Here is a 3,208-nt window from a genome sequence, read left to right on the forward strand (position 1 = left end):
ACACGAGACACAATAAGAACCCCCACCCCGGGGGCGGGGTGGCGGGCTACTCGCAGCGCTTCGCAAATAAGATCGCCGACATGTAGCGCCGCCCCGCGCGGGGGTGCGCCCCCCACAGCGACCAGGGGCGGCCCGGGGACTCTCCAGGTCCCCGGGCCGTTCGGAGTCGGCATCCGGAGGCCGCCGCGGCCCCCGGGCCGGAACGGGCCAGGACACACCGTGAATCTCGACGAACTCATCAGCGAATACGCCGACATCGAGGGGCGGCTCTCCGACCCGTCCGTCCATGCCGACCAGGCCCTGGCGCGGCGGCTCGGCAAGCGGTACGCCGAGCTCCGGCCGATCGTCGAGACGCACCGGGAGCTGGCGTCCACCGAGGACGACCTGGCCGCCGCCCGCGAGCTCGCCGGCGAGGACGAGACGTTCGCGGCCGAGGCCGCCGATCTCGGCAAGCGCAAGGACGAGCTGGAGGAGCGGCTGCGGCGGCTGCTCGTGCCGCGCGACCCCAACGACTCCAAGGACGTGATCCTGGAGGTCAAGGCGGGCGAGGGCGGCGAGGAGTCGGCGCTGTTCGCGGGCGACCTGCTGCGGATGTACCTCCGCTACGCCGAGCGGGTCGGCTGGAAGACCGAGGTCCTCGACTCCCACCCGTCGGACCTCGGCGGCTACAAGGACGTCACGGTCGCGGTGAAGGCCAAGGGCTCCCAGGACGAGGGCGTCTGGACGCGGCTGAAGTACGAGGGCGGCGTCCACCGGGTGCAGCGGGTGCCCGCGACCGAGTCGCAGGGCCGCATCCACACCAGCGCCGTCGGTGTCCTGGTGACGCCGGAGGCGGAGGACGTCGAGGTCCAGATCGACCCGAACGACCTGCGCATCGACGTGTACCGCTCGTCCGGGCCGGGCGGGCAGAGCGTGAACACCACCGACTCCGCGGTCCGCATCACGCACCTGCCGACCGGCGTCGTCGTCTCCTGCCAGAACGAGAAGAGCCAGTTGCAGAACAAGGAGCAGGCGCTGCGGATCCTGCGGTCCCGGCTGCTGGCGATGGCGCAGGAGGAGGCGGACGCGGCCGCCGCGGCCGAGCGCAAGAGCCAGGTCCGCACCGTGGACCGGTCCGAGCGGGTCCGCACCTACAACTATCCCGAGAACCGGATCTCCGACCACCGCGTGGGCTACAAGGCCTACAACCTCGACCAGGTGCTCGACGGCGACCTGCACAACGTGACGCAGGCGCTGGTCGACGCGGACATGGAACGCCGGCTGGCCGAAGCACAGAAATCATGAGCGCGGCGAACCGGGGGGCGTGGGGGGTCGTCCCCCCTCGAGAGGCACAGGCATGAGCGCATGAAGCTGCTGCTGGACGAGATCGCCAGGGCGACCGCGCGGCTCGCGGACGCGGGGGCCGCATCGCCGCGCGCCGACGCCGAGGAGCTGGCCGCGGCCGTGCACGGGGTGAAGCGCTCCGAGTTGCACGCCGTGCCCGACAACGCGTTCGACGCCCGGTTCTGGGAGTTCGTGGCGCGCCGCGAGGCCGGCGAGCCGCTCCAGCACATCACGGGCCGCGCGTTCTTCCGCTACCTGGAGCTGAAGGTCGGCCCCGGCGTGTTCGTCCCGCGCCCGGAGACCGAGGTGATGGTCGGCTGGGCGCTGGAGACGCTCCGCGACATGGACGTCCGCGATCCCCTGGTCGTCGACCTCGGGACGGGGTCGGCCGCGATCGCCCTGTCGATCGCCTTGGAGGCGCCCCGCGCGCGCGTGCACGCCGTTGAGAAGGACCCCAAGGCGTTCGTGCACGCGACCCGCAACATCGAGGAACTCGACGAGCGCGGCCGCGTCCGCCTGCACCTCGACGACTTCGCGGCCGCCCTCCCGGAGTTGAACGGCACCGTCGACCTCGTTGTCAGCAACCCGCCGTACATCCCGATGAGCGAGTGGGAGTACGTGCCCCCCGACGTTCGCGACCACGACCCGGCGGACGCGCTGTGGGGCGGCGGCGACGACGGCCTGGACGCGATCCGCGTCGTCGAGCGCACCGCCCGCCGGCTGCTGCGCCCCGGCGGCTACGTCGCCGTCGAGCACAGCGACCTGCAGGGCAACGGCGTGTACTGGATCTTCGCGGAGGAGAACGGCTGGCGGGACGTCCGCAACCGCCGCGACCTCACCAACCGGGACCGGTTCGTCACCGCCCGCCTCGCCGCCGACTAGCCGCCTGCGGCGCGGGCACGCCGCGCGGCGCGGCTATCCTGGGGCGTGCCAGAGGACGAGCGCCGCGAGATGGGAAGACGGGCGACCGTGAGCCGACGTTATGACTGCTCCGAGCCGATGGAGCGCACCCGTGGAATCGCCGAGGCCGTCTCGGCCGTGCGGCGCGGCGAGCTGGTCGTCCTGCCGACCGACACGGTGTACGGGGTCGGCGCCGACGCGTTCACGCCCGCCGCCGTGCAGGCGCTGCTGGACGCCAAGGGCCGCGGCCGCGACATGCCGCCGCCCGTGCTGGTCGGTTCCGTCCGGGCCGCGACCGCGCTGGTCGAGGATCTCGGCACCTACGGCCAGGACCTCATCGACGAGTTCTGGCCGGGCGCGCTGACGCTGGTGTTCCGCGCGAACCAGAACCTCATGTGGGATCTCGGCGAGACCAAGGGCACCGTCGCCGTGCGGATGCCGATGCACGAGCTGGCCGTGGAGGTGCTCAAGGAGACCGGGCCGCTCGCCGTCAGCAGCGCGAACCTGTCGGGCGAGCCCGCCGCGCGCACCGTCGAGGAGGCGGAGAAGATGCTCGGCGACTCGGTCCAGGTGTACCTGGACGGGGGCCGGTCGGGGCATGCCGACCCGTCCACGATCGTGGACCTGACGGGGTCGGTGCCGCGCCTCCTGCGGGTCGGCGCCATCCCCGAGGACAAGATCCGTTCCGTGGTCGGCGTGCTGCTCACGGAGGAGGACGAGGCCCCCGAGCCCGCGGAGCTCACAGCGGCCCCCTCCGCCGCCGTGGAGTCGAAGCCCTCCCTCACCAAGCAGCCCGCGGCCGAAGCGTCCCAGGCGCCCGCTGAGCCCGCCCCCGCCCCCGCTGAGCCCGCCGCCGCACCCGCGGAATCCGCGACGCCCCCGGCGGAGCCGGCCGACGCGCCGGACCCCGAGGCGCCCACGGAGCCCACCGCGAAGCCCAAGGACGAGTAACCCAGAACAAGCAGAAACGGCCGGGCCGGGATAA

At 72.9% G+C, this 3,208-nt stretch carries 3 protein-coding genes; all 3 read left to right on the forward strand.

Annotated elements, in window-relative coordinates; all coding sequences use genetic code 11:
- Positions 1–219: 219 nt before the first annotated feature.
- Positions 220–1,284, forward strand: a complete 1,065-nt coding sequence (gene prfA / locus ABZ914_RS42700; RefSeq protein ID WP_500200494.1) for a peptide chain release factor 1 — start codon at positions 220–222, stop codon at positions 1,282–1,284.
- Positions 1,285–1,344: 60 nt separating this feature from the next.
- The gene (gene prmC / locus ABZ914_RS42705; RefSeq protein WP_500200495.1) at positions 1,345–2,205 is read left to right on the forward strand and encodes a peptide chain release factor N(5)-glutamine methyltransferase; all 861 of its coding nucleotides are present in this window, start codon (positions 1,345–1,347) and stop codon (positions 2,203–2,205) included.
- Between the two features lie 87 nt (positions 2,206–2,292).
- On the forward strand, positions 2,293–3,174 hold the full coding sequence (locus tag ABZ914_RS42710; RefSeq protein WP_500200496.1) for an L-threonylcarbamoyladenylate synthase: 882 nt from the start codon (positions 2,293–2,295) through the stop codon (positions 3,172–3,174).
- Positions 3,175–3,208: the final 34 nt, after the last annotated feature.

This window comes from Spirillospora sp. NPDC046719 (assembly GCF_040645715.1).
Lineage (GTDB): Bacteria > Actinomycetota > Actinomycetes > Streptosporangiales > Streptosporangiaceae > Spirillospora.